At 42.1% G+C, this 25,173-nt stretch carries 12 protein-coding genes; 2 read left to right on the top strand and 10 right to left on the bottom strand.

The annotated features are described in order from the left end of the window. Positions 1-14 precede the first annotated feature (14 nt). From ACE04G_RS02760 to ACE04G_RS02735, 6 genes are all read right to left on the bottom strand, one after another. The gene (locus ACE04G_RS02760) at positions 15-2,588 is read right to left on the bottom strand and encodes a hypothetical protein (RefSeq protein WP_449003831.1); all 2,574 of its coding nucleotides are present in this window, start codon (positions 2,586-2,588) and stop codon (positions 15-17) included. Between the two features lie 338 nt (positions 2,589-2,926). Continuing rightward, positions 2,927-4,555, bottom strand: a complete 1,629-nt coding sequence (locus tag ACE04G_RS02755; RefSeq protein WP_449003832.1) for an acyltransferase family protein — start codon at positions 4,553-4,555, stop codon at positions 2,927-2,929. 30 nt (positions 4,556-4,585) lie between these two features. Next, entirely contained in the window at positions 4,586-5,938 is a 1,353-nt protein-coding gene (locus ACE04G_RS02750; RefSeq protein WP_449003833.1) for a mannose-1-phosphate guanylyltransferase/mannose-6-phosphate isomerase, read from the bottom strand. An 11-nt stretch (positions 5,939-5,949) separates the two neighbouring features. After that, on the bottom strand, positions 5,950-9,264 hold the full coding sequence (locus tag ACE04G_RS02745; protein ID WP_449003834.1) for a glycosyltransferase: 3,315 nt from the start codon (positions 9,262-9,264) through the stop codon (positions 5,950-5,952). A 15-nt stretch (positions 9,265-9,279) separates the two neighbouring features. Further along, positions 9,280-10,563 carry an ABC transporter ATP-binding protein gene (locus ACE04G_RS02740; protein ID WP_449003835.1) on the bottom strand — a complete coding sequence of 428 codons (1,284 nt, stop codon included), beginning with the start codon at positions 10,561-10,563 and terminating at the stop codon, positions 9,280-9,282. Between the two features lie 12 nt (positions 10,564-10,575). Further along, positions 10,576-11,337 (bottom strand): ABC transporter permease, encoded by a 762-nt coding sequence (locus tag ACE04G_RS02735; protein ID WP_341344205.1) that lies wholly within the window; start codon positions 11,335-11,337, stop codon positions 10,576-10,578. Between the two features lie 117 nt (positions 11,338-11,454). On the opposite strand from ACE04G_RS02735, the gene ACE04G_RS02730 reads away from it, so the two are divergent. Together ACE04G_RS02730 and ACE04G_RS02725 are read left to right on the top strand one after the other, a co-directional pair. Beyond that, positions 11,455-13,920: an O-antigen ligase family protein gene (locus ACE04G_RS02730; protein ID WP_449003836.1), complete on the top strand. Its 2,466-nt coding sequence runs from the start codon at positions 11,455-11,457 to the stop codon at positions 13,918-13,920. Between the two features lie 144 nt (positions 13,921-14,064). Then, positions 14,065-15,398 (top strand): IS3 family transposase gene (locus ACE04G_RS02725; protein WP_486094136.1). Its coding sequence is split into 2 segments (ribosomal slippage): positions 14,065-14,467 and positions 14,467-15,398, totalling 1,335 coding nucleotides; the frame shifts between segments, so codons are not numbered across the junction. Between the two features lie 82 nt (positions 15,399-15,480). On the opposite strand, the gene galU is transcribed toward ACE04G_RS02725, so the two are convergent. The 4 genes from galU to ACE04G_RS02705 form a co-directional block, all read right to left on the bottom strand. Then, positions 15,481-16,359, bottom strand: coding sequence for a UTP--glucose-1-phosphate uridylyltransferase GalU (galU, locus tag ACE04G_RS02720; RefSeq protein ID WP_449003785.1), 879 nt, complete (start codon positions 16,357-16,359; stop codon positions 15,481-15,483). A 297-nt stretch (positions 16,360-16,656) separates the two neighbouring features. After that, positions 16,657-20,307, bottom strand: a complete 3,651-nt coding sequence (locus tag ACE04G_RS02715) for a DEAD/DEAH box helicase (protein ID WP_449003784.1) — start codon at positions 20,305-20,307, stop codon at positions 16,657-16,659. Between the two features lie 104 nt (positions 20,308-20,411). Further along, entirely contained in the window at positions 20,412-22,925 is a 2,514-nt protein-coding gene (locus ACE04G_RS02710) for a U32 family peptidase (protein WP_017692029.1), read from the bottom strand. A 328-nt stretch (positions 22,926-23,253) separates the two neighbouring features. Then, positions 23,254-25,149 (bottom strand): stalk domain-containing protein, encoded by a 1,896-nt coding sequence (locus tag ACE04G_RS02705; protein WP_486094135.1) that lies wholly within the window; start codon positions 25,147-25,149, stop codon positions 23,254-23,256. Between the last annotated feature and the right edge of the window lie 24 nt (positions 25,150-25,173).

The raw sequence follows: 25,173 nt of genomic DNA, 5'->3' as shown, positions 1-25,173 counted from the left end.
ATTACCTTTAACAACTAATTAACCTTAAGGCTATTAATTATTAAAGATAACTCCCTTGTATCTTCTCCAATACCAATTTTATTTGGAATGAACGATTTATCTGATTCCAAACGTAATTCCATTTCTTCATTTTTCTCCAAATCATACTTTAATTGAAATTGCCCTTTTTCTAAGAACTCTGTCCGATATAACTGGTTATTAATATAGATTCTAAGTGTAGCCTTTTGTGAATTATCCGGTAAACTACCATTTATATCTACAATGCCTTTACTTCCAGTTGTAATCAATGCGGTTGCTTTTTTGCTTATCCACCTGTAACCTCCTTCATCATTGTACCAACCATCTAAATACTCAACATCATTACTCAATTTTTTTTGAATTTCAGCAAAATCAATTTTAATTAGATCATACTCATTGTCAGCTATTATATTTCCGTTAGCTTGACTTGAAGATCTTATTTGATCAAGTAAATTATAAACCAATGGCCATTCTCCAGAATTAGAGTGAGGCATTATTATATATTTCGTATCATTCCATTTCAGATATTTAATCAAACTTTCCATATCAGAGAACACTTTAGAGTTACCTAAATAATCGGATGCCGAAGCGTTAACAGTTTCCATTCGACATGAAAGCTGATTCAAGGCGACATCATCACCAAAGCCCAAGCATTTCTCCATGTTCCCAGTATTTTTTAAATAATTCTCAATACCTAACATACCCTTATATTCGAATAGTTTACGTTCAAATTTTTGTGTGTTATTTTCGTGAACCGGAAGTTGTAATGGTGAGAGGCCATAACTCCACGATGGATGTGATATAAACATGGTCAAAAATTGTAAAGGCACAAATAGAATAAGTGAAACTAACACTACTTTTCTTAATTTGAGCATTGAAACTGTCGAAATAAATTTAAATAAACCTATCATTGATAAAATCAAAGGAATTTGATAAACATTACCATCTCCTCCGTTTGGCAATGTAGTTCCATAATACAACCACGCAAGGAAAACTGGTAATACTAAAAGAAGAAAGCTATCTTTTGATATTCTCTTAACATTGCAAACATTAAAAACCAAGAAAAGAAAGAATAAAAATAAAAATATATTTCCAATCCAGAGCATTATTACGTGCCCAAAGGGTTGAGGATCAAGAAACATATGATACCAGCGACTAAAAATATCAGTTAACTTAAAAGAAGCAGATGTAGAAGTATCACCAACATTTTTCATAAGAAAGGGATACTTCACTTTAAACCCTAGAAATTCCCACAATCCACCCACTATTGGATACATAGGAACCCCCGTTATCCTGTATGTCCGATAACAAATCCCTATAAATACAGCAACTGAGACCACAAATAGTGTTAAATAATTATAATTAGTACGAACTCCACGAAGTATTGTTTTGATACCAAACAACTTCCCATTAATCATTAAATAAATTATAACTCCAAATATAACGAGTGGCGCATACAATATGCTCGTTGACTTTCCGCCTAGAGAAAGAATAAAAGCAATTATCGCTATCCAGAAATATCCTGTTTGAACGTTATCCTTTGTTTGCAAACTAATAATCCATCTCCATATATAGAGAGACCCAAGAAGAACTAGTGCAGTAGAAAATAAATCTGTTTTAGCTGTTGAGGCCATATTGGAAAGAGCGGGCATACAGCTTATTAAAGAGGTAAAAAACAGAGATTTAAATTTATCTAAATTTAGTTCTCTTAGTAAAGAATAAATAATGAAAATTATAAATAAATAAAACATAACATTTATAGAAAGAATGTAACTATAATTCCCTAAATTACTTAGCGGAATACTAAATAGCTCAAAGAGCTTAGGATACACATGTACGAAACTCAAAAAACCAAGATTGTCAAAAAAGGAACTATTACCAACTAGAACCGCTTCTGGTCGTAAACCGTACCACACAGAATCATATTCATATGCTAATAAAGTATTAGATTTTCCGAATTGAACCAAAACCAAAAGCAATAAAAAAAAGGAAAGCAACAACTCTCTTGGATTAAGTTTTGTTGCTCTAATATAGAGACTTATAACAAAAGGAGTATTAAATCCATTTAGGAAACTTGCTAATGTTAAAACTACAGTTATTATTCTCAAATCACTAAAGGTTCCGAAGTTAAAATAAGAACTGACAATGGCTATAAAACTCCATATTAGGAATCCAATCAAGAAAAATACTAAGTACTGATTCTTATTATCTTTGATGAATAAGTATTTTGAAATTGACCGTCCGACCGATATCATAGCTTCAAAATACAATAAAACAAGAAGTGCAGATACGAACACCCCATGAAAAATCAAAAAAATAACACTAACTAAGGTCGCAAAAAAAGTACTCCAGTACCCTTTTAAAAACAGGACACATGCCAGAAATAGAAGTGCAATCAATGAAATCTCTATAACTCCATGAATTGTTTCTGGTTGAACTAACTGCCATTTATATACTTTATATATAATATTTTTAAAAGTAGTGAACTGTAACAATAACGAAATCGAGATTATCGAAACGAACAACACATAGTATTTTTTCTTCTTAAGGCTGTGAATAACTTCCTCCATATGTTCCTCCAATCATAAAATCAATAAAAGAATAATGAATGCGTAATCTATATTCCAAATGAAAATTTATGAACTCAAAGAATACAAACAACTTTATAGAATTCTCAAAATTTATATCATTAGGACTCACACAGAAAATAATTCATAATACCCACAAATAAAAAACTTAAAATAGCCACGCTGTTCGGAGTAATGAATCACAATCTCAGCAAGTTGTGAAATGAAGAGTTCTATATCATTAATTTTCCAACCTTATCCAAAGACTTCTTTTGGGTCATAGTAACAACAGACGCGGGCTGGAGGCATCAATCTGTCCTACTGCTTTTTTCCTCGAACAATTATTTCACTTGGATCTTACTGATCAGTGCACTCATCTTACGCTGATCCTCGCTAGCTTGATCAGGAGAATGAACATCATTGAATTCCATTAGTATTATAGAATTTCCTTTCCCGTTACTAATGGGTATGTCAAGAAAAAAGCCTTCACCGATTACAAGTGCAGTATTGTATATCTCCTCATCATTTAAATATACTTTTATCGAATTTATTTCAGTAAATGTATCTGGAACAAAACCATCAATTAACAAATGACCATTGGTCGGCAAGTCAAGAACAATACCTGCCTGCTTTGCAACCCAACGATATTTCTCACTATTACTCTGGGGAAGCCAATCTCCTTTAAGAATATTCTGATTCTTTGTATATGGAAATTCGATAGCTGTAGGCTGTGATTGATAAGTAAGAAATATCGTAGCAGCAACTATAAGATAAGCGCCAAACTTGATCCAATTCATACGAAAGAAGTAACCGGAAACCTTAGCTATCCAACCATTCCAATGGTTATTCAATTGTAACATTGTCAAAGTAAGATGCTCCCCAAAAAAATTTCGTTTTTTGAAAAGAAGAGCTCTTTTTTCTATTACATACCATGAGATAACAGCCAAAATGTATGTAATTGGAACCGAAATTAAGAAGTTCAACCATACATAGGTGCTTCCTCCATAAAAATAAGTCACCATTTGTTGAACAGGGAAAGCGTACAAATACAAACCGTAAGAAAAATCTCCGTATTGGGTCAGTACATGCGCTCTGGATTTAGGTAAATAAGCGATATAAAGAATCAAATATGTTCCTGCAATAACAAAGACAGGCTTAAAGCCCTCATTGAAAAATGAAATCAATAATAATGAAAGGCTGAGCATTGCTATCTCTTTTTTTATTATGATTACATCCTTGAATAAATAAACTATGCTTCCTGCCATAAAATAAACAGATAATTCAATCAAAGTCTTAATTTCCATACCAAATAAATGTCCACTATTAGCAAGCAGGGAATCACCCAACGTATAAAAATAATACAAAATAACAGAAAATGAAAGAACTACATACTTATACCTTAGAATCCCTAAGAATCCTAGAAGGCCCACTAAAAGATAACAAATGAATTCAAATGGAATAGTCCATAAAGATCCATTAACTACTCCTTTATATACATTACTTTCGAATACCCCAGGTAAACTCCACTGCATAGGAAACAAGAAAACCGCTTTAAGATATTGCACAATTCCTTCACTTGTAAAGTAGTCTGCTAACGGAAGTTCTGTAACTATCGGTCCTATGATAAATACAGAAAATAGCAGAACCCCCATTAAACCAGGGAAAATCCTTAGGAGCCTAGATTTAAGAAATACAATTAAATTATTAGAATGTAAATAACTTTGAGTGATCAGCAATCCACTTATTACAAAAAATATAAATACAGCCAAGTTTCCAAAATTAATTTGACCGTTCGAGAAACGACTTAACGGTTCACCGGATCCATCACCCGACAATGGATAAGCATGAGAAAAAATTACAAGTATTGCTGCAACCACTCTGATGAGATCAAAATAGTTATTTCTCCCCATCAGCAGTTCACTTAACCTACGCGATACGTCCTGTCTTTTATCACCATTCACTTTATTCATTCTATACTCCCAACATTGTTGATTTAAGTATCAACTTCTGACCACATCATCTTCCCCAATGTACTCCCCTACTTGAACCTCAATTAAATGTAAATCGATCTTCCCTGGATTCTCAACCGTATGATCATCGCCCATATGAATGAAGGTTGATTCATTTCTTCGAAGCAGGGACTGTTCCCCATTCACTGTAATTAAAGCAGTCCCGCTTACAACGATCCAATGCTCATTACGGTGGAAATGTTTTTGCACGCTAAGCTTTTCTCCTGGCTTCACCACCACTTTTTTAATCTTATAGTTCGGTGAAATGTCTAACTCCGTATGATTTCCCCACGGTCTGTATGCAGTAACGTGGTTATCGCAAAGATTAGATTTTCTTCGTTTCAGTTCAGTAACGATTTCTTTTACTTTTTGAGAGGATCCTTGTTTGGATATCATTAATGCATCAGGCGTATCTACAATCATGAGATCTTCCACATCGATGGTTGCAATCATCCTGTCATTTGACAGGATGAGATTTCGCGAAGAATTAACGCTAATATAATGATCAGCCAGAGAATTACCTGCCTCATCTTTGGGCAGTTGTTCATATAAAGCTTCGAAGCTGCCAAGATCGGACCATCCAATGTCGGACGAGACGACTTTTACATTTGTACTGTATTCCATAACCGCATAATCTACACTGTTAGAAGGTATGGCCTCCATCTCTTCTTTGGATATGCGAGTGGTGTCATAATGCACTCTTGCATTGTTGAAAGCCAGGAGCGTTCTATCATAAATCTCATTGGCTGAGGCCTCTAATTCCTTGAGGAATACCCCTGCTTTAAATAGAAACATTCCGCTATTCCAATAAAAGTTTCCTGATTTCAAATACCTTTCAGCAGTTAATAGATCTGGTTTTTCTTTAAAGGAAACCACAGTCTGACCATCCGCTTCTATGTATCCGTAACCTGTTTCAGGATAATTCGGGTTAATCCCAAAGGTTACCATGTATCCTTCAAGAGCAAGTCCCTTGGCTGTTTCGAGACAACGATTATATTCTTGCTGATTTTGAACAACATGATCAGATGGTGTAATCAATACCAATTCATCTTCTTCTGCAGCAAAACAAGCCAAAGCTATAGCCGGCGCGGTATTCCGGCCGACTGGCTCCAGGATAAATTTATCTGCTTTCGTCTCTAACTCATTAAGATGATCTAATGCCAGGAAATACTGTTCTTCGTTAGATACAATATATGTTTGATCACAAAGGGAGGCATTTCTCTCCACGGTCATTTGAAATAAAGAGCGGTCTCCTATCATTTTATTAAATTGTTTAGGATACAAAGTTCGAGACAGCGGCCATAACCGGGTACCATTCCCTCCGCATAACACAACATTTATCATATTCGTATCTCCTAGTCTTTAAAATCGAGAGCAAGGATCTTACTAGCAGCCTCTCGCGTGAAATATTTTTCTATATATTGGACTGATGCTTGGAAATGGGCATTCCACATCGTTTCGTCTTGATACAATTGAATGACGGAATGAGCAAACTGCTGTGCATCATTGGCTATTGTCATTACTATCTCAGACTCTTCCAATCCTTCTGAACCGATTGATGTTGTAATAACAGGTACTTGATAATAAATCGCTTCGACTACTTTTCCTTTAACGCCCGCTCCATAACGTAGAGGCACAATGACAAGCTTGGACTGATTATAATATCTCTCTAGTTCTTCATCGGATACAAACCCAGTAACGATTACATCCTCTGCGGATCTTGCTTTTAAATCATCAGGAGGATTCGAACCCACAATATAAAGCTTCACATTTGGAATATCCCTCTTGATGGTATCGAAGATCTCATCCAAAAACCATACGATTCCGTCATAGTTCGGAGCATGGTTAAAACCACCAACAAATAGCAAATCTTTTCTAGCATCAAAACCCTCAATCTTTTTAGCGTAATTATAAGAATGTTCATACGGAAATAGCGGAATATTTCTTACTGGTTTATTTGGGAACTCATTTTGAAGCAGTGATTGTTCATACGAACCTACAACATGAATAACATCAGCATCATTAAATAGGGAAAACTCCATTTTCTTCCATTCTTCTGAGGACTTTATAAGATTTGTATTTCCCGTTAATTCATAATTTCTCATTTCTCTAAGAAAATGAAGATCGTGGCCGAAATAGATGATTTTCGCTGAAGTGAATTTCTTAAACGTTTCCATGTATTTTATAGAAATATGTGGACGATTAAGATAAACATAATCAATATAGGCACCATTATTTTTTATCCATTTGTTTATATTTTTCGCATAATAGTCTCCATACAAGACTTCTATTCCCAGTTCTTGTAAGTTCGAAGTGTAAGGCTCATGTTTAAAGAAATTATCTCCTATGAAAATCACATGGAAACCCATCGAAACAAATAACTGTAAATAGAAATACGTCGCTCTACTACCTGCATCTTTGTCATAATGCGGCACATAGTGGTCCACGACTACAATGGTTTTTCTACCTCCAGATCTGTCTCTTGCCCAAAAAATATGTTCTGCATTTGGAAAATGTTCTTGCTTCAGCACCGACTCCCATTTATGCAAAAACTTCTCTTTATTTTTGATCTGATAGCTTTTAATCCCACTGTTTGTATCTGTCCCATGAGATATTCCTTCGAAATGGACAATGACAGATTTGGGTTGGAATACAACTTTATATCCTAAATCCCTAATGGAAAACGCCAGATCTGTATCTTCAAAATAAGCGGGCACATAGCGCTCGTCAAATCCGCCCAAATCCTTCCATATATTGTGTCTAACTAAAATTGCCGCCCCTGAAATGTAGTCAACTTGCTTCACATAGTTGTATTCTGGCTTGTTTGGATCGTCCAATCTTCCGAAATTCCAACCACTCGCATCATTCCAAATAATGCCGCCTGCTTCCTGTTGTCTACCATCCGGATAAATCAACTTGGATCCTGCCATTCCAATTTGGGAATCTGAGTCCATCAGTTCCACTAGTGAACTTAACCATTTAGGCTGTACATTCGTATCGTTGTTCAGGAAAAATAGATATTCTCCTTTAGCACACGCCGCTGCATTATTGCAGTTAAGTAGGAACCCACGGTTAACTCCATCTCTTACTACTCTAATGTTAGAAACATATTCATTTATCTTTACGGTATCATCATCGGACATGTCATCGGCAATGATTATTTCGTAGGTTACATCAGTGGTGTTTTCAAGAATGGACTCCAAACAAAGATACGTATATTTCCATTGATTATACACAGGAATAATAATGGACACTCTTGGCTTCTCTTCAATTGGGAAGCTCAACTGTTCAAAATTCACAATGTCAGGCTCTGCAACTTGAAGAGTTGGAAGTGGCGTTTCATTATGTTTCTCAATATAGTTATTAATCCTGCCGTTAATTCGACCCGTGTCTTCCGCTTTTAAATAATATTTAAGTTTCCGAAAATTGGCTTTGTTCAAGGCGGATAACATGATTTGAGGTCTTTTTATAGTCATTTTGGTGAGTTTTAACAACATACGACGCTTGCTGTTCGTAGGAACCAGACTATCACGCAACCTATAATAACTGCTCAGAACTTTCCAACCGCTGGACTTGTAAATATTTTGGAGTGTCCTCTCTTCTTGAAGCAATAGATCGATATGCCCTTTCTGGTTCTCGATCCGAACTAAGTGTTCACTCACCTGCTGTGAGAGATATTCGTTCTCTTTTTTCACTTTTTGAAGTTCGTTCTCGGCCTCCTGCTTTGTGCCGTAAAGTTCATCAAGTTTCTTTTGAATTGCCTCATATTCTTTATTAGAATGTTCTAATTGAAAATTTAAATCTTCTTTCACATTCTTCATTTGCGCGAGCCTTATCCGGATTGATTCGAGTTGCTTATACTGTTCTCTTAAAAATTCAACTTCTTTGTCTTGAAGAGAAATATGATTATTCCGTTCTTCAACTTCATCCTGAAGAGTGATAACTCGTTCAATAAGATTTTGATATTGCCCTGACTGTACATTAATGGAGTATGCAGGTTCGGCATTCTGAGAATCATTAGAGCAAAATGCAATCATATACTTTTCATAAAATCCCTCTTTTTGCTCCTGTTCTTGCATAAAAAATTCAGTCTCTCTTGCGGTTGAAGGGTTATCGATTAGTGATACCACTTCGAAACGCTGAGAGACCATATTTACATAAATAAAGTATTCTTTTAGCAGTTCAAAAAATTCTTCTTTATATAATTCTTTCACATGAAAATTGTTACTGTATCCTCTTTGATCAGAATAGTATTTCTTGTTCGGGGTAGAGATAATGAAGGTTCCATTTTTCTTCAACAACCGTTGAACCTCTTTCAAAAATGCTAACTGCATTTGTTCATCTACATGTTCCAATGTTTCGAATGAAACAATGATGTCAAATGAGTGATCAGGAAAGGGCATATGATCTATACTCGTTACAAAGTAATCCAAATTATCCTTCACATATCTATTCTTCGCATGATTAATTGTCTCTGAATCAATGTCTATACCGATAACCTTAGCCGCGGAATTAGATAATAAAAATGAACCATAACCTTCGCCACATGCGGCATCCAGAACTGATTTATTTTCGACTAATTGATTTAGCATATTGTACCTTTGAGTATGCTCAATCTCTAACTCCTCATCTGATTCATTAGGTATAAATCGCTCCCCCGTAAAATCCAAGTTTATCCCCACTTTCTATACGATTGCTGAAAAAGAAACATCTTTCAAACACAGAATACCACTAACAGATTCATAGCCGAGAGGTAACACTTCAACGACCAAAGCATCGTGGACCCAGCTATGTTGCTTATGTTCTTGTTGCGTCCCGGAAGCAATTGCTGGCGATATTGTATAAGAACCATGATTAAGGCTTGGGAATCGGAAACCAAAGCTAAAAACGTAACTTTCACCAGGCTGAAGTGACTCGATTTCGTCTCCAAGGATATAATTGTTTGTTTGAACAATAATATTTCCAAGTCGATCCTTCATTGAAAAACCAACAATGGGATAATCAATAATTTCATAAATATCCAGTCTAATCAGGACTTCCACTTCTTGCTCCGCTTCTACAAGAGTGACCTTATCTTGCCCGTTGGCTTCAAACATTGATATTCCAGTGATAACTGCTTTTTCATCACCCATCATATCTAGATTACCTTGTAATGAATCTACCAAGTGTGCCTTCGAAGAACCAGTAAACTCTTCCCCGGAATCAGAGAACTCACTAAGATCTAGCTTTTTGTAATTAGCGCCAATCATAAACGCTTGGTATTTTTTTGAGATGTCTCTTGGCGAACCTTCCTCCACAAGTTTCCCCTCATTGATCCATACAACTCGATCACAATACTTGTTAATTACTGACATATCGTGAGTTACAAACAAAATGGTCTTCGTTTGCTTCAGCTCATCAATTTTTCTGTAACATTTCTGCTGGAACCGTAGATCACCAACACTAAGTGCTTCGTCTACGATCAATATATCAGGGTCAACGTTTATGGCTACTGCGAAAGCAAGTCTTACAAACATACCACTGGAATATGTTTTAACTGGTTGGTATATAAATTCACCAATGTCCGCAAATTCCAAAATCTCGTCAAGCTTCAACTGCATTTCGTCCCTGGAAAAGCCCATTATCGTTCCATTTAGATATATATTCTCCAGTCCTGTAAGATCAGGATTAAAGCCTGCTCCCAGCTCTAATAACGCAGAAATACTACCTTCTACATGAAGTGAACCGGATGTTGGGGTGAGTACACCCGTAATCATTTTAAGTAACGTAGATTTGCCAGATCCGTTTTTACCAATAATGCCGAGACATTCCCCTCTATATACCTGAAAATCAAGATGATCTAGCGCAGTGAATTTTTTATGATATATTTTGTTTGAAAAATGTAAAGCTTCTTTCAATCGATCTATCGGCTTATTATACAGTTTATATTGTTTAGTTAGGCCTTTAGCCTCAATCACATAATTGTTCATTATATTCCACCCTTAGAGAACATCAGCAAAATGCGGTTTCAGTTTGCGATATAAGAAGTACCCCACTACAAGTGTAACAAGAGTAAACGACCAAAAATAAATTGTAAGTTTCATGTCTTGCCAGAACCACTGCCGATAAATAAATACTCTCCGGTAACCGTCTGTAATATAGTACATAGGGTTAGCCTTAAAGAGAAACATGTATTTTTCTGGAATCATTTTTAGTGGATACATAATTGGAGTTAACCAAAACCCAAATTGAACGATCAAGGCCACAATCTGTGCGGTATCCTTAAAAAAAAGAAGCACTGAGCTTGTTATCCAAGATAGACCTACAACAAGCAATACTGTAGCAATCAGATAATAGAATATTTGGAGATAGTATAGCGTGAATTCATATTTATATATTGTAAACATGAGTATAAGGAAAACTAAAAAAAACAAATGGACAAACAATGAAGAACAAATACGAATAATCGGCAGTATCTCTAATTTAAATACAACTTTCTTAACGAGAAAATTGTTGTCGGTCACGGACGTAGTTGCCGTTTGAAATGCATCTGAAAAGAAATTCCAAGGAATCATGGCACATATCAACCACAGGATAAAAGGTGCATCATCTACTGGAGTTGATCTAAACCCAACTTGAAACACAAACCAAAACAATAGGATAGTCACCAGAGGCTGGATAAACGCCCATACAGCACCGAAATAAGATCCCAGATACCTTTTTTTGAAGTCACTTTTGGCCAAATCAAAAATTAGCCTTCTCATCTTTACAAACTCCGAATACATATGTTAAGTCCTCACTCACTTTTTATTTGAAGTGGAATAGCTGAATAATCCTATGTTAGAATATTGTCGTATCTACAAGAAAAGGAGACTCAAACCTTGTCGAATCCAGTATACGGGAAACAAAGGAAGACGTCGAGCAAAGTAAGTACTAGCTCAACTTCGCCTCTACTATGGACCCTGACCATAGGACTGATCATATTTTTACTCTGGTCCGCTTTTCAAGTTGCGCTATTCAATGGGCAATTGCTGCAATTTGAAGCTCCCATTTATTGGGCGGTTGCAATCACTACCCTCCTATTTATCATCTGGGTGGCCATTTACTTCAAACAAATCAAGTTAGAAACACAGCAAGATTGGCTCAAAGTGGCCGTGCTATTGATTCCACTTACCTATGTACTATCCCTCATCAATGCTGCATCGGAATATTTGGCAGTCAATATGATCCTCATCCAGTGCATTTATGCGATAATTTTTGTGATGATGATGTACCTGCTTCAAAACAACAAAATCAATCATATCATACAATCTTCTTTAATAGGAATTGCATATGTTATTGTGGGTTTTGGTTTGTTAAACTGGCTGGGAGCCTTCAGTTTCGCAGGCAAGCTGGTGGGTTGGTTTTCTGCAGGAGTTATTAACGGTGTATACAACCAAGCGATCTGGAATGATTCAAATGGACCACGACTTGCATCAGTATTTCAGTATCCTAATACATACGCCGCATTCCTGATGGCATTTTTATTTATCACCATTTTTAGTATGATCCGTTCCAAAAAAGTGTACACGCAGTTTCTACATAGTTTTATGCTTGTACCTATTATTTTGTCGCTACTGCTGACACTTTCCCGGACTGGGCTTGTCATGCTTCCGATTGTGTTCGTTATACTGTTATTATTGTTAAAACCCGCTAAACAAATTCTATGGTTTATCTATAGCGGAGTAGCCGCAATCGGCACACTGGTTGTATTGAATCCAATAAATACAGCAGGACTTGAATTGCAACTGCAATTTTCCGGCTCACTCGCAGCCAAGGGTTGGATTTATCTGATAGCAGCATCCATCATTGTGGCAATAGTAAGTTGGGTTATCCAGCGTTGGATCGCACCACAACTAGAGCATGGCATTCAATCCTGGTCAGCTCGAAAAGGCTCCAGTTTATGGATTCCACTAGGATCTGTTATTCTCACAGTTGTTGTTTCCGTGCTTCTGCTCGGTACGAGTGTGCGAAATATTTTACCTGATAGCATTAGTACACGACTTGAAAATACTAATTTCCAACAACACAGTGTACTCGAGCGAATTACGTTTTATAAAGATGCCACAAAACTATTTGCTGACTATCCAATCATAGGTGCGGGTGGTGGAGCATGGACCACTTTGTATGAAAAGTACCAGAACAATCCTTATGTCAGTGCTCAAGCACACAACTTCTTCATGCAATACCTCGTAGAAGTTGGGATCATTGGATTTGTTATCTTTATGGCATTTATACTCTTTGTTTTCTATCAGTATGTGCGTGCTTTTTTAAGGCGTAGTGAAGAAGAGCGTGAATCCCATTTTGTGTACTTTATCCTGTCCATGTCCATTCTGATACTGAGTTTACTCGATTTCAATATGAGCTATGTCTTTATTGGAATGTTGGTATTCCTTGGCCTCGGCGGTATGACTGCTGCGATGGATCCCAAACCACTACGTCGATTGAAGTTTAGCAAATCTGCGGTACGTGGGATCTACAGTGTAATTGCCGGGATAGCAGCAATTGTCCTGCTCATTACATCCGTTCGCTTCCTGCAAGCAAATCATTACGCTTACGAGGCGAAAAAGGTAGCTCAAACTAGCCAGGACTTCCAAGAGATAAAGGTGCCACTCGATAAAGATCTATCGATTCGCAGTACACACACAGATTCATTGCTAATGCTTAGTTCCCTCTATCAACAAGGCTTTCAGCAAACACAAGATGATCAGTTCTATTCGAACTCCATACAGTTACTCCAACGTGGTCTTGAAGCAGAACCATTTAATAAGAACATGGTTAAACAACTCATGAGTCTATATGAAATGAAAGGGGAATCTGTCCAAGCCTATAATCTCAAAAAAGAATATGCCAACAACTATATCTGGGATATGGATTGGTACGAAACACTGATAAGCCGCTCATTTGATCTAGGATATCAAGCACTTGGACAAGGCGATACAGCTAATAAGGAATCTTATTTCACTTCAGGTGTTGAAGCCTATCAGCATGTTGTTGATGGAGTAGAACATCTACAGACTCTCCCTGAAGGACAACTTCAAGGGCAGCCGTTCGAGCTGACCCCAACAATGATTCTGAACGCGGGAAAAATAAAATACATGTTAAACGATTCAGCTGGAGCTGCTTCTATCCTTAAGGGTGGGATTGCAGAGGATCTGACCGATGCTACCAACCGTGAAATTGCTCGTTGGTACCTTGCCGCTCTAACGAAGGATGGGCAACAAGATCAAGCTATATATGATAAGCTTATCGCTGTCGCACCTAACGAAGCAGACGAGATAAAACAGATAGCAGAACTGAATTTCTAATAAAATGCACTACTAGTAGCTCCATACAAAAAAGGTTTGCCCTCTTCAATAAACTGTACCCTATAGAGTAGATACTTTAAAAAAGTCTCTCTATGGGGTATTTTTGTTATATACCATGTACGAGACAAGGACGGAGAACGATTAATGAGTAAGAAAACATTTACAACAAGCGAACTAGAGCAACTTGCTACAAATCCCTATGTGAAGTCTGTTTCGACCAAGGGAATCACTTATACGGACGAGTTCAAACAACTCTTTATTACATTAAATCAGCAAGAAAGGCTGCCAAGAGAGATCTTTGAGACTTGTGGATTTGACGTTCAGATCATTGGGATGACTCGGGTCAAAGCCGCAGCTGACCGATGGAGAGCCAGTTACAACGAGCAAGGAGCTCTAGGCTTACAAGATACACGAGGCAAACATTCAGGAGAGTCTCTAAAACGTGAGTTAACCTTGGCAGAAAAGAACGCGAAACTCGAAGCACAGATTCACCTGCTCCAAGCAGAGAATGAACTCTTAAAAAAGATTCGCCTGGCCGAACGGGGGTGGAACCACGAGTAAAACTAACGTCTAGTCTTCGATACAGGTTAATCCGAACCGTGATTGAGAAATACCATCTTCAGCGAATGGTAAGTGTTCTGTGTGAGACCGCCGAGGTCTCCAAAAGCGGATACTACCGATACTGGAGCACTTCAGCCATTCACAGACGCACGAAGAAGGAACAGGTTGATGAGGAAATAGGTGTGTACATCCGTCGAGCCTTCCAATTTAAGAAACGTAACAAGGGCGCTCGCTCCATTAAGATGACGCTGCAAGGACAATTTCAGATCATGTGGAATCTCAAGCTCATCCGAAGAATCATGAAAAAATACGATATTGTATGTCCTCATCGACGAGCTAATCCCTACAAACCAATGATGAAGGCAACCCATGAACATCGAACCATGCCTAACCTGTTACAACGCAACTTCAAACAAGGCATCCCGGGCAAAGTACTTCTAACAGATATTACATACTTAAGTTACGGCCAAGGGAAACGCGCCTATCTGTCCACCATTAAGGATAGTTCCACCAATGAAATTTTGGCTTATCATGTGTCGGAGCGAATGACGATGGATCTGGCGACAAACACGTTGCTTCACTTACAGAAAAATCGCAAATTCAAGAAGAGTCGTAATGCCTTCATTCATTCCGATCAAGGTACACACTACACTCATCCGGATTTTCAGAAGAAAGTGAAACGGATGGGGCTTGGACAATCCATGTCCAGACGAGGAAATTGTTGGGATAACGCACCGCAGGAGTCGTTTTTTGGTCATTTTAAGGACGAAACTTCCTTAAAGAGCTATGCCACGTTAGACGAAGTCAAACGTGAAGTTAAAGCCTATATGACCTACTATAATCACTATAGATACCAGTGGAACCTAAAAAGGATGACCCCTGTACAATACAGAGATCATCTTCTTGAAGCCATATAGTTTTTTTTAGAAATGTCCTTTACATAGGGTACAGTTTATCAAAGGGCAAACCTTTTTTGCGATCTTATTCATTAGAAATATATTAGTTAGACGCCACTATCTTCTTCAGGTACGCCAACAAATCCTCCCGCAAATCCGGGCGCTGCAATGCGTAGTGAATCGATGTCTCAATAAAGCCCAACTTCTCACCAACATCATGACGAAGTCCGTCAAAATGATATGCGAGAATCTGCCGCTGTTCATTCAATCGGGATAAGGCATCTGTGAGTTGGATTTCGCCCCCGACACCAGCAGATTGTTGACCTAGTATCTCAAAGATATCCGGTGTAAGAATATAACGTCCCATAATAGCCAGGTTGGAGGGAGAGTCTTCGGTCTTTGGTTTCTCAATTAAGCGGCGGGCCCGAAAAACACGATCATCGGTAGGGGTCAGCAACTCTCCGTCTACAATCCCGTAGCGAGATACCTCATTCCAATCGACAGGCTGTACTCCAACAATCGGAGATTGCAGTTCATCGTAGACATCGATCATCTGCTTCAGGCAGGGATGTTCCGCTTCCACAATATCATCCCCTAACAGGACGGCAAAAGGCTCGTTGCCGATAAACTTGCGGGCACACCAAATGGCGTGACCAAGTCCCTTCGGTTCCTTTTGACGGATATAATGAATATCTGCCATCTCGGAGGGTTTGCGTACTTCGTTAAGCAAGTCCCACTTCTGTTTACCAGCCAGATTTTGTTCCAACTCGAATGAGTAGTCGAAGTGATCTTCAATGGCCCGCTTCCCTTTACCTGTCACAATAATGATATCTTCAATGCCAGAAGCGACAGCTTCTTCAATAATGTACTGGATCGTTGGCTTGTCCACGATGGGCAGCATTTCCTTAGGCATTGCCTTGGTGGCAGGCAGAAACCGGGTACCCAGCCCTGCGGCTGGAATAATCGCTTTGCGAATACGCACACGAACCCACTCCTTTTGCTAAACAAGTTGAACTAAAGCATATTTACACTTACTACTCCGATGACAGAACAACCTTCCGATCGCTGTTATCCACAGATTTTTTGATTACCTTTTCTAAAGGTGAAAATCCGGGGATAGCGTATGCTTCCGATGCAGCTTTCTTTCAGAAAGATTTTAGGCGAACGCTCCGCTTCTCCAGCCTTTTTCTGTCCTCTACGTTTCTCGTGTAAATGATTAGTCCCACTTGTAGAGATTCATATATTTAATGATTCTTATTGCTACGATGCTTGGACTCCATTATACCATCAATAATTCGCGAATATCCTGTTCGGATAAGGTCGTCGATCCCCCGTCTCCCGGTTCGATTACTTCGGCAATCAAGTCCTTCTTCCGCTGCTGAAGTTCCAAGATCTTCTCCTCGATCGTACCTTCGGTAACCAGACGGATGACTTGCACCACTTGTTTCTGTCCCATGCGATGGGCACGGCCAATTGCCTGTTCTTCCACGGCGGGATTCCACCATAGATCATATAATATAACGGTATCTGCACCCGTTAAGTTTAGTCCTGTACCGCCAGCTTTCAGGGAGATTAAGAACAGTTCAGCTTCGCCCTCATTAAATCTCTGGCACATCTCAACGCGGCTCTGTGCAGGGGTCTGACCATCGAGGTAGAAAAGATTCCTTCCCTGTGCCGAGAGGGTCTGACGAATCAGATTCAACATGCTCGCAAATTGGGAGAAGATGAGAATTCGTTTCCCAGCAGCCAAACAATCCTCGACCGTTTCAAGCAACTGTTCCATTTTCCCGGAATCGCCTTGATATCCTTCAACAAAGAGGGCCGGGTGACAACACAACTGACGCAAGCGTGTGATGCCTGCCAGAATTTTGATGCGATTCTTCTGGAATCCGTTATCCTCCATGTCCTTTGATGCTTCATCCTGAAGCTGGGAGAGGTATGCCGCATACAATTTCTTCTGTTCAACCGTAAGCTCTGACCGCTGTACCGTTTCAATGCGGTCAGGCAATTCTTCCAACACATCCTTCTTCAGGCGGCGCAGAATAAACGGACGCACCATCCGCGAGATCCGTTCCGGAGGAAGATCGCGGAATCTTCTGTAACTTGGAAACAACCCAGGGAATACGGCTTCAAAAATGGACCACAGTTCATCCAGCGAGTTCTCTACAGGCGTTCCTGTGAGTGCAAAACGACGCGGAGCCTGAATTTGTTTCACTGCCTGCGCAGTCTGGGAAGAGGCATTTTTGATTGCCTGAGCTTCATCCAGAATGAGCGTATGAAAGGTTCGGCCCAGGTAGGTGTCCAAATCCCGTCGCAACAGAGGATACGACGTCACAATCACATCTGCCTCATCCATGCCTGAAAGCATATTGGCTCGTTCTTCTTTCTGACCGGCTGCGATCAAAACTTTCAGATGCGGGGCGAACCGCGCAAACTCATTAGCCCAGTTGTAGGTCAGCGAGGCAGGCGCAACGACAAGTACCGGGGGATGAATAACTCTCGTTCGGATTGTTAGTCCATCCTGCTGCATCGTAGACCATAGGCCATCCGTATTCTCTGAAGCCATCTTATCCAATGGAAGCCCAGTTTTGGGATCGATGTCGGAAGTCGCCAACGTTTCACCGCCCCGTAATGATCCGCTCTCCCGGTATTTATCACCGCCCGTATGGTCCATATTGTACTCAGGCTTCTCCTGAAGCACCGCTGTGATATAGGCGATGCTTTGCAACGTTTTGCCAAGTCCCATATCATCCGCGAGAATGCCGCCAAAACGATAATAAGCGAGGGTACGCAGCCACTGGTATCCGCTGTTCTGATAATCCCGCAGGATGGGGGTCAGAGATCCCGGTAGTGCAAAATCCATCCGCTCAGGATCTCGGAGATCATCGAGGAAACGTTTCAGAGAACCTCCCCACTTCACATGACCGGAAACTTCATCCCTGCCCGGCAATTGTAACGCCCGAACCGCTGGCAGCCGGATATGGCTGCTCTTAATATCATCCGCTCCCAGTCCGAGTGAATCGGCCATATGAGCGAAGCTATCTGCACCTTCATTTTCAAGCGAGAGAAAAACACCGCTCTTGAGACGGAAATATGGTTTCTTTTCCACAATGCGGCGCATGAGTTCCTGAAGTTCCTGCTCGTCCACACCTTCCATCTCAAATGAAATTTCCAGCCAGTCCAGTCCTCTTCCCAAATCTGCTCGTACTTTCGGCGGTGTTGGATAGGATTGCACCATCGCCTTCACGGCGTTTGGCATATAGATATCTACCTGTTTTTCAAGTTCAGGCAACAAATGATACATAACATCATAGATCGCATCTTCCCGTTCACTCGCCCAGACACTACCATCACGTTCCAGAAAAGAACGATCGAGCCGTTCAATTAGATTCCGCTCTTTGTATCGATCACGCACCAAAATAACCTTTTTCTCTTCTTCATCTATCAAATACTCTGCAAGCGGATTAATGACCATGACCTCATAGTCGAATTCCAGACGTGCTGTAATACGCTCACGATAGAAGTCGATGTACAACTTGGGTGAAAGTTCCGGTTCCGCGATCTGTTCACGCACCTGTGAATCAATGGACAGATGTCCAAGCGTACGCAGTTCTGGCACGACATGCTGTACAAACTCATCCACCTGCTGGGTCGAAATATCGATGCTTTCCTTGATTCCATATGAAGTGAGTGCTCCACTCAAGTCCTCCAGACTTCGCATCTGCATCGGCTCCAACATATGCAACTGTCCTTCCACCACAGCGGCATCATAAGCAGGGAGAAGAATCAGCTCACGTAGTCCCGAAATTTCAAGCTGATACCCTTCATTCGCTCCCTGGGCGATCCGGTAAAATAAAGGCAATACTCCCTCACCCAGCGTGAGTGGTCCATTGGCGAATCCTGTACCCTCCATCCGACTATCAGCCTGCAGCAGCAATTCCAGCAGTGGCTTCCATACGAGTGGAGCAATCAATATATCCCGTCCATCTGACGCCCCCAAATAACCGGAAATGGATTCGCGGTATGCCTCTTCACTCTGCCTCATTCGAATGAGCATCGAGAGAATCGCCTGATCCTGCGGAGTGAACACATGCATTAATGGATCATAGTGGAACAGTTTGGTAAATGACATGGGCTCGCCCTTTTCGATGCAGTTCAGGAATTGCTTCACTTTCTGCACCACATACAGACGTTTGTTACCCACTTTCAGTTCAAGAGCGAGTTTCCCACCACCCTTGTGAACTTGTATCAGCTTGCATATAAACTGAACCTGCAATTCTTCCCGCAGGGAGGAACGGCTGACAGGGGCCGTGTATTTACGGTCATTTCCATGCAGCGGTCTCCGATCCTTGGCAAACATGGACAGAATCTGATCCGCCGTACGGTAAGAAGGTTTATCTGCCGAGCGGCCCCAACCCGAAGCTGAGCTTGGCCGACCTGCTTGGGCAAAGTGAACGGGCGGACGCTCTGGAGCATCATTCAGTTGCTCTCGTTGTGAAGCAGACTGGGGGCGCTCCCACATGCTCTCTTCGACCAACGTCCCAACCCTGGACTTGGAACCTGAGTTGGAACTGGTATTGGCTCCTTGGCCTGTAGCAGGTTGAGAAGGCTTCCCAGAGGCAATCGTCGCATTACGCTCCTGCTGCTCACCCCATTCGTGAATAGCCAACAGGACAGCAGCGACATGTTTGCAATAGTCATAATGCCTGCCGTCACCCGGACAACTGCAGTCTGCCACAATCTCACCTGATGCATCTATATCCACCGTCACCTGATAGCGCTCCGATCCACGTACCTGTGCTTCGTAATGAAGCTGATCCTCACTAACCACCAGATTAGTCACCCTGCCAGATTGGTTATAATCTTCTCCGCGCTTGAATGCCGTGACCCCGCACAGCAATTTGATATCCATAATTGTGAATGGTGCCACGCTTCTTCGCCTCCTGTGTCATGATGTAAAAAAACCCCAAGAGCTCCTTGAAGCAGAGATTGGGGTTCCTTCATGCTTGTAACTGTTGTTGTACCATACAATCGTTATTTCACCAATTGACCACGTGTAACGCCCAGTTGGTTCGTTGCTTTGAGTGTTTTCCAAACTTGTGTACCACTGATCTCGCCGCGCAGTGCACGGTTGTACAGATCGATAACTTCGCGTACCTGCTCCGGTGTCTCTTCCAGGAATTCCACACGGTAACGGGATACACCCAGATCCATAAAGTTGGTCAGATACTCGGCACCCGACTGCTCCACTGCGTTGTATACCGTATTACGGCAGCCTTCATCCACCCGTACGGGGTGTGACATGCCGATTCGGTCTTGCAGGGATGCACGCTGTTCCTCACAAGGACGGCCACAGTTCGTGAAGTCCGTTCCCTCACTCATGAATGTACAATATACACAGTGCTCGGTGTGGAACATCGGCAGATGCTGATGGATAACCACTTCGGTCTGACTTGTACGGGAGTGGCCCAGCAAATCAACCATTTGTTGAATGTTCAGGTCATAGGATGGCGTAATCCAGTCACAGCCTGCTTCCAGGAACAATTCAACTGCTTTGTGATTGGCGATGTTCAATGAGAAGTCGCCGATCAGTTCCGGGTGCTTCGCATCCGGGTTTTCCATCCGGTGGCGCAGGTAGAAGTACAGTGCGCCTGTATTACGAACCAATACCGCATCTGGCTTCAGACGCAGGATGTTGTTATGATATCCGTTCTCCCCAGGCATATGAATACGCGGTGTTGCCAACGCGATCTTGCGACCAGCGGCATGCACAGCTTCCACGGCTGCCGGGAACTGCTTGATGAACTCGAAGTCGGCATAGATCATGCCGATCCCTGCTTCAATCGCTGCCTCCACTTGTGGCAAGCTGCGGCAGAGCGCGGTCAGTTCTGCTTGACCGCGAGCGACTGGCGATGCCGGTTTAACCGAATCGCCGTACACATCTACCGCTCGTTTCACGTAGACGGGTGGTTTAGGACGCTCGCCCGCGAGTTGTTCTACCGCCTGACGGCGAATGTTATTCAACTCGCGCATCGGGATGATGACGTCACCGTGCAGGTTGACGTCCATTCCTTCCAACTGGAACACGGTGCCTCCCAGACGTCCGAACTGCTCTTCGAGCAATTCATGTGTCATTGGACGCTTCTGCGCGATGTCCAGTTCCATCTCGGAATCAATCCGGACAGTCGTGCCCTTCTGCACGTCTGTCCACCATGTGCTAAGCGGCTGCCCCGGGCTGCCAATGACCTTCACCTTCACTGGGAATACACGGTACGGCTTCTCCGTCTCAAAGCTTTGACGCAGTCGTTTGTCCAGCGCCGGGTCATTCGTTTTCCACACTTTGTCGCCAACTTTCACGCGGCGCAGATCCACGTCACTGCGGCCTGGCACGACATCAACGATCCAGCCCTCTTCGGCTTCACCTTCGAGTTTTACGCCTTTACGACGTACATCGTATACGCGTCCGCCCTCTTCCTTCTGAGTCGGGTCTCCGGCGTCAAATACAATTCCATCTCCACGTTTCACGGGTGCATCCAGCTTCAGAACCACACCATCGCGCAACACTTGATCCACACGACCAAGGTAGACACCACGGCTTTTCGGGAATGTTCCATCCACCAGTTCTTTGTTATTTGTACCGCTCAGGAAACCATGTGTGAAGCCACGGGAGAAGCTTTGCTGCAATTCGCGAACTTCTTCCTTGCTTGGCGGCGTGTTATCTCCATCAAAATAACGGTCAATCGCTTTACGATATTTGCTTACTACGTTTGCTACGTATTCCGGCGTTTTGAGACGTCCTTCAATTTTGAAAGAAGTTACTCCTGCTTCGATCAGTTCCGGCATCAGGTCAATCGCTGCCAGATCCTTCGGAGACAACAGATAGGCTACATCACCCATCGGCTTGTGCACCCCATCCACCATCAGGTCGTATGGAAGACGACAAGCTTGTGCGCACTCCCCACGGTTCGCCGAACGTCCTCCCCACATTTCGGAAGTAAGACATTGCCCCGAGTAGGATACACACAGCGCACCATGAACGAATACTTCCATCGGAAGCTTCGCCTGCTCCCCGATCTTCTGGATCTGCTTCAGGTTGTTCTCCCGTCCCAGAACGACACGTTCCATATCAAACGGCTTCGTAAACTCGACCGCTTCCGGGGACGTAATCGTCATCTGTGTTGAACCGTGAATCGGGAAATCCGGCGAGATCTCGCGGATCATCTTCACCAAACCCAAGTCCTGAACAATTACTGCGTCCACACCTGCATCGACACATGCATCAATCAGTTCTTTGGCATCCGTCAATTCATTTTCAAAAATCAATATATTAAAGGTCAAAAAACCTTTTACGCCATAACTGTGCAAAAACGCCATAATCTCCGGCAGCTCGTCCATGCGGAAATTGTTGGCCCGTGCCCGTGCATTAAACTTTTCGACTCCGAAGAAAATTGCATCTGCGCCATTAGCTACCGCCGAACGCATACAATCCCAGTCACCAGCAGGCGCCAGAAGTTCAACGTCTTCTCTTCGTATTGTTGCTGTTTTCATGTAGATCCTCCCCATAACCGGCTATCCGCCGGATTTCATCCCTATATCCTTAAACGCCTGAACATACCAAGCCTAAGACTGCACCTTATCGGGTACACCTGCATTGTCACATTAATTACAATATCTATCTATTATGTCTGTATTGCCCGAACTCCAAGCTTACAGTCATTCATATTCATCAGATCAGAGGTCATAACTCCTGAACTAGTATATTGTAACACTTCTGCACCGACTCTTCTACGGTTTCCTGAAAAAACCGTTTACCATTTTCATTTCCAGTACAACGAAAAAAACCGAAAGGTCTTTTGACCCTCCGGCTCCACTACAATTATTTAATAAAAGTAAATGAGTTCACTGCTTTTTCCAAGGCTGCCGCCTGAACTTCTGTTTTGTTAGCATCATTCAGCCCACTTGTGATCGTATAGGTTGTTCCGTCCTTCTCAAACACGATCTGGCGACCCGCATATGGCACACCTTTGTCCAGTTCATGATACGTAAAGGAAAATGCAGGCACACCCGCAAATGTCAGCTCCTCACTGCGAAGCAGCTGGAAGTTTTTCCGCGTTTTGGTGGCTTCGGCATAAGCTTCTCTCAGTTGGCTGACCGTCATCTCGATCGACTTGTCTTCGCTCGCCGCAATGGAGAATTCTCCGCCCGTAAAGGTGTATACCACAGGTGAATATTCGAATCGATCACTATACGGCGTCCAGTAACGCGGAATATCTACACTGTAATGATAACGTTTGGACGTACGTGTAAGTGTCTTCGTTTTGTCTGTCAAATAAGGATCTTCATCCAGCTGACCGAAATTATCGGCAACCGTATCAAAATCAATCTCCACACTCTTCATAATCCGTTCAAACCATGCCCGATCTGCACTTTGCTCCTCAGGGAACGTATACTCTGCATAATATCGATACCCATTCTTCTGCAAAAGAACATCAAACTCGGTCTGCCAGCCCCCGCCAAAGTTATAACGGAATTCATTCACCTCGGCAGTCTCTCCCGAGATATCCATCGTATATGAGCCAATTGGCTCGTAACTCTCTGGTGTAAATGTCTCGCGCATCCACTTATCCAGTTGGCCGCTCCAGTCTTTAACCGTAGTACCTGCCTTCGCCGAAGTGACACGCCATTGCAGATATGCACCGTCCTTGGCTTCGTAGATCATCTGATTGTTATCCATCGACCAGCCGGCTGGAATCATCAATTCAATACCATAGTCATCGTTCCATGCGGAGCGCATGCCATTATCTACGGTGGACAGATCCTTGATCGTTCGATCCGATTCCGCATAGGTTGGCTGGAATGAATTGAGCAGCGCTGCACGTTTGCCCAGATCTTTATAATTCAGGGCTTCGTAATCCGCGAGGTACACATCATATTGACGACCTTCGCTCAGATACTGACGCATCTCCCATAACATGCCGTCTACATCTTTCACGATAATCCGTGCATAAGGCGTTTTGCCTTTCGACACCGCTTCACGATCCAGCACCGTATCTCCCGATTGTTTGGCCTCCTGGACAAGTTGCTGCAACAAATCATCCGCATCCAGAGCTACATCCTGATCGCTAACATACACTTCAAGATAATAACTGTTGTCCGCAGCGCCAAAAGTCATCATGCGCTCCTGCTCACCGGTCTGGAAAACCATAAGGTCTGCCGGGTAGTTAATGGACCAACCGTAAAAACTGTTGCCAATTCTGGTTTTGCCTTCATCCGGATGAAGGCCATCCTCCTCATCCACCGAATCATCGGTTTGCAACAGACGAATGACCATTTCTCCAGAGCTGGTTGGAGCTAGCGTCGCTCCTATACCGGCAGCAACCGGACGAAGTGGAACCATAAGTACGCCATTCACCATCTTGGGAGCGGCACCCATCTCATGTTTTACACCATCCACCCAGGCAATGGAACTGCCAATCGTTAGGGTGACCGTGTGTGGACCTTCCTTGATTTTGACAACATCATTTTTCTCCAGCCGGATTTCACTGCCAAATGCTTTCTTGAACACACCAACAGGCACCATCGTAACACCCTTGAACTTGTAAGGTTTGGCTATGGCCTGCTTATCGCCGTTAATGTAGGCGCTCGTGCTCCCCGCTTTGACTCGTAGTTCACTTGTCGTCAGATCAGATGCCCATACAGGCAATGCCGCGCCAATGGTCAGCATCCCAGTTAATACACCTGTTCTTAGCACACGTATCCATGACTTTTTCATTCCGTTCTTTCGTCCTCTCTCCAT

This window comes from Paenibacillus sp. AGC31 (assembly GCF_057334655.1).
Note: the sequence above shows the minus strand (reverse complement) of the source record. Positions and strands in the feature narration are given on the sequence as shown.

Excerpts from the sequence above, each read along its gene's own strand:
- ACE04G_RS02760 (WP_449003831.1), bottom strand. The coding sequence starts at position 2,588 with ATGGAGGAAGTTATTCACAGCCTTAAGAAGAAAAAATACTATGTGTTG.
- ACE04G_RS02755 (WP_449003832.1), bottom strand. The coding sequence starts at position 4,555 with ATGAATAAAGTGAATGGTGATAAAAGACAGGACGTATCGCGTAGGTTA.
- ACE04G_RS02750 (WP_449003833.1), bottom strand. The coding sequence starts at position 5,938 with ATGATAAATGTTGTGTTATGCGGAGGGAATGGTACCCGGTTATGGCCG.
- ACE04G_RS02740 (WP_449003835.1), bottom strand. The coding sequence starts at position 10,563 with ATGAACAATTATGTGATTGAGGCTAAAGGCCTAACTAAACAATATAAA.
- ACE04G_RS02735 (WP_341344205.1), bottom strand. The coding sequence starts at position 11,337 with ATGAGAAGGCTAATTTTTGATTTGGCCAAAAGTGACTTCAAAAAAAGG.
- ACE04G_RS02710 (WP_017692029.1), bottom strand. The coding sequence starts at position 22,925 with ATGAAAACAGCAACAATACGAAGAGAAGACGTTGAACTTCTGGCGCCT.
- ACE04G_RS02705 (WP_486094135.1), bottom strand. The coding sequence starts at position 25,149 with ATGAAAAAGTCATGGATACGTGTGCTAAGAACAGGTGTATTAACTGGG.